The 3,752-nt window shown below is 46.5% G+C and carries 5 protein-coding genes; 1 reads left to right on the top strand and 4 read right to left on the bottom strand.

Translation table 11 applies throughout. The features are described 5' to 3' along the window. Positions 1–204: 204 nt before the first annotated feature. From HWQ67_RS14250 to HWQ67_RS14240, 3 genes are all read right to left on the bottom strand, one after another. The gene (locus HWQ67_RS14250) at positions 205–2,217 is read right to left on the bottom strand and encodes an LTA synthase family protein (RefSeq protein ID WP_218253357.1); all 2,013 of its coding nucleotides are present in this window, start codon (positions 2,215–2,217) and stop codon (positions 205–207) included. A gap of 22 nt (positions 2,218–2,239) precedes the next feature. Beyond that, positions 2,240–2,731, bottom strand: a complete 492-nt coding sequence (rnhA, locus tag HWQ67_RS14245) for a ribonuclease HI (protein WP_425340734.1) — start codon at positions 2,729–2,731, stop codon at positions 2,240–2,242. 134 nt (positions 2,732–2,865) lie between these two features. Continuing rightward, positions 2,866–3,072: a cold-shock protein gene (locus tag HWQ67_RS14240; RefSeq protein ID WP_040333292.1), complete on the bottom strand. Its 207-nt coding sequence runs from the start codon at positions 3,070–3,072 to the stop codon at positions 2,866–2,868. 110 nt (positions 3,073–3,182) lie between these two features. Between HWQ67_RS14240 and HWQ67_RS14235 the strand changes: the two genes are divergently transcribed. Beyond that, the gene (locus HWQ67_RS14235) at positions 3,183–3,431 is read left to right on the top strand and encodes a hypothetical protein (RefSeq protein ID WP_218253355.1); all 249 of its coding nucleotides are present in this window, start codon (positions 3,183–3,185) and stop codon (positions 3,429–3,431) included. A gap of 54 nt (positions 3,432–3,485) precedes the next feature. Here the strand turns inward: HWQ67_RS14235 and HWQ67_RS14230 are convergent. After that, the coding region (locus HWQ67_RS14230) for a hypothetical protein (RefSeq protein WP_218253354.1) at positions 3,486–3,752 on the bottom strand (267 nt) is incomplete at its 5' end.

Raw genomic sequence — 3,752 nt, 5'->3', positions numbered from 1 at the left:
AATGGGGGCTTCGCCCCCTACCCCCTACAAGAAGGGCGGCTCCGCCCCCTCCTTGACCTCCCCTGCAAGGGGACCAGTCCCCTTGACCCCGTTTATCTTACCCACCAAAGTTTATGCACCCTTCAGGCGAGTTGCAGCTAATGATGAAGTTCCGGTGAGATTACCCGCACGTTAGAGATTGCCTGGGCTGGCAGAATTTAGCGGCTAAAATATAATGTGTCTTTTTTTCAATCCCCTCCTTTGCAGTGAGCCAACCATTTCGTGTGCACCCTGGTAGTAGGCTATGGCCTCGTTTATGAGTTGCTCATCGGTGGTTGCACTTAGCCTGGAGTCATGGTCAAGCTCAAAGACCTCTGCCCTCTCTTTGGTGTGAAGTATGACCAGTTTGTTGTGCTTGATGTACCCGAGTGTTTCGTATGTCCCGATAAATGCCCTCTCATCCCCTTTTGGTGACTTGAGGATGTCCTTGCCAAAGAAGTTGCTCCGATACCCCTGGCCCAGTAGGGCAAGCAGCGTGGGGGCTACATCGATCTGGCTTGAGAGTTTGTCAATCCTCATGGGTGTGATGTGGGCCGGGCTATATATGAGTAACGGTATCCTGTAATTTCTGACGGGCAACTCCGTCTTCCCTGCGGAGTTGGCACAGTGGTCGGCCAGTATCACAAAGACGGTGTCCTTAAACCACGGACGTTGACTGGAGTCCCTGATGAATTTGCCAATGGCATAATCGGTGTACTTAACGGCTCCGTCTCTGCCCGAGTGAGAGGCTATGTCTATTCTGCCGTCGGGGTAGGTGTAGGGGCGGTGATTGGATGTAGTCATTATGAGCGTAAAGAATGGTTTTTTACTCGCATGTGATTTGTCAAACTCACGGATTGCCTTGGAAAACAATGCCTCGTCGCAGACACCCCAGGCGTTTTCAAAGACAACTTCGTCTTTGCCAAAATCCTTTCGATCAATTATCGTATCAAAGCCGTTGTGGCTGAAGAAGTAATTCATGTTGTCGAATAATCCGTCTCCGCCATACATGAAACTCGTTTGATATCCCTTTTGTTTCATGAGCCTCCCCCATGATGAAGGCAACTCCTCATTGTGCTGCTGCTTTACTATAGACCCCCCAGGGGTGGGAGGCATAGAGAGCGTAACGGCCTCAAGCCCCCTCACAGTGCGAGTGCCTGTGGCAAGGAAATTCGTGAAAAACATCCCCTCTGCGCTTAATTTGTCAAGGTTTGGGGTCAGGTTTGATTTGCCGCCAAAGACCCCCAGGTACTCGGCACTGAGGCTCTCAACTACCACAACCACTACGTTTAACCTCTCAGTGTCAATGCCTGTACCCCTGATCATCCTTTCGATGTCGTATGGCTTATCGGCAGAGACAAATACGCTGTTGTCCTCCCTGACAAGCTCGCGGAGCGTCTTAGAGACTAATTTATCGTCTCCGGTCAGATAGAACTGCTTATAGTCGAGCTTATTGGTGTTGAGGGCAACAAGAAAATCATATATCCCGTTAGAGGCGATCTCTTTCACGTAGATGTTTGCTGACATGTTATCGAAATTGCCCTTGGAGAAAAGCAAGCCAAACAACACCGGCAGCAGTAAAAACAACACGGCAGATTTAACCCGCACTGCAAGACCCTCCTGCGAAGTCCGCAACGCATCTGAAACCCCCCTGCGTATACACATAAACACGGACAGACTCACAAGGCCAACCGCAAACAAAATGGCGCCTAGGGGATAAGACTCACGTATGTTGTTTACGACCTCCGTCGTGTAAATCAGGTAATCTACGGCTATGAAATTGAACCGAACCCCAAATTCATCAAAAAACACCACCTCCGCGACACTGACAAAGAGCACAAAATATATAGCGGCAACACCCATAGCATAAAACACCAGCTCGTGCAGTCTGTGGTTGAATACCCGGCGTGGCACCACCGTGATATAGAGCACAACCGGTACGGCAAAGTATGTCATTGTAACAAGGTCAAACAACAACCCCACCAAGAATATCTTCATGACAACAACCACATTGGCATCCAGTACCGACCAACTCTTGACTGTCAGCACAACCCTGGTGACAAAAGAGACCGCAACGCACACCACATACAGCAGAAAAACAAGCCGCCACCTGCCCACTGGTCTGGTCCGACCGGCCAACTTGCCTAATCCGGCTAACCTGTTGGCTGTTTGTTGTACGCTTGGCTTAACTGATATCAACCGTGCCGACTTTTATTCATGCTTACAGCGCAGTGCTTTCGTATACGACGTCAATTTCGAGGTCTGGTTGTTTTGCTGCATTCCGGCAGAGTTTGTCACAGTGGTCATTGAGTTCATCTGAGGCGTGTCCCTGCACCCACTTAAATTGCACGACGTGGTTGTCGCAGAGGTCAAGCAGTTGTTGCCAGAGGTCTGGATTGATGGCCTTTTTTTTATCATTTTTTATCCAGTTATTTTCCTGCCATCGCCTTGCCCATCCCAGCATCATTGAGTTGACAAGGAGTCTTGAATCGGTGACTATAGTCACACGGCACTTGTATTTTAGCGCACTGAGTGCCTTTATTGCAGCCATGATTTCCATTCTGTTGTTGGTTGTCAGCCTGAAGCCGCCTGATATTTCTTTTCTGAGGTTGTTGTAGAGCAAGACGGCGGCATACCCACCCGGCCCTGGATTGCCTGAGCAGGCGCCATCGGTATATATCGTTATCTCTTTGAGGGGCTGCGAGTCTTCCAATACCATACAGAACCCCCCGGTTGGGCAGTTTGCCTTTGCCAACTGCTACCACCGGAGGGTTGTGTTTTTGTTTGTATGTTGCTTGTTATGAGTTTTTCTAAGACTTTGGATTACAGTCTTAAATCTATAGGCACTTAGTCAAGCGTTACGACGTTTTCTGCCTTGAAACCCTTTCTGTCTTCGACGACGTCAAAAGATACACGCTGACCCTCGTTTAATGTCTTGAAGCCCGTTCCTTTGATTGAGGTGTGGTGGACGAATATATCCTGTCCATTACTCTGTGTAATAAAACCATACCCTTTCTTTTCACTGAACCACTTAACTGTTCCTTCTACCGACATACTTAAACATCTCCTTGTTGATTTTGTTAGCCTAGTAAATCAAGCTATTTTTTGTTATACCCTAATATTAACTATTAAAGCCGATATCTTTAATCTATAGAGTGGTAATTGTGGTTGCATATGAATATTTGTCTGCCATCATGATTAATAGTACCTCTATAGTTACACTTATGGTGAGCCATGTTTTGATTACAAAAGAGCGTCTTACTTTTTCTAAAACTGAGCCTTCTTTTTCTGACAACAATGCGTGTGAGTTTTCTGCTGCTGCGGTTACCAATGACTTCACTGGTGTTGCTATTGTACAAAAACTACTCAATACTTTATGTTACCGTTATTCAGTTCCTTTTTTAATTCAGTAAGACTATCTAATATAGCCCCCATCAACTTATTATATTACGGTCAATATACAAATGTCAAGAGAAATTTTTTAACATACCAAAATTTTTTTCAGTATGTTTCTTTTTTACACAATCAGGCATTGTACTCTCCTGTTGAACCTGAGTTATATAGCGCGTTTCGATCGTATGCAATACAAAAAAAGAAGGGAGGGCTCTGCCCTCCCTCAGACCCACCCGCAAGGGGACCAGTCCCCTTGACCCCGTAAAAATGCCACGTATTTTGTATTTAATCCAATCGAAATCTGCTATATCATTCTGAGGGTAAACTCTGCTAAAATAATA

This window comes from Candidatus Magnetobacterium casense, from assembly GCF_019173545.1.
Taxonomy (GTDB): Bacteria; Nitrospirota; Thermodesulfovibrionia; order Thermodesulfovibrionales; family Magnetobacteriaceae; genus Magnetobacterium; species Magnetobacterium cryptolimnobacter.
Note: the sequence above shows the minus strand (reverse complement) of the source record. Positions and strands in the feature narration are given on the sequence as shown.

What these genes read in the sequence shown, in the direction of transcription:
- HWQ67_RS14240 (WP_040333292.1), bottom strand. Translation starts at nt 3,072, where the DNA reads ATGTCGGTAGAAGGAACAGTTAAGTGGTTCAGTGAAAAGAAAGGGTAT.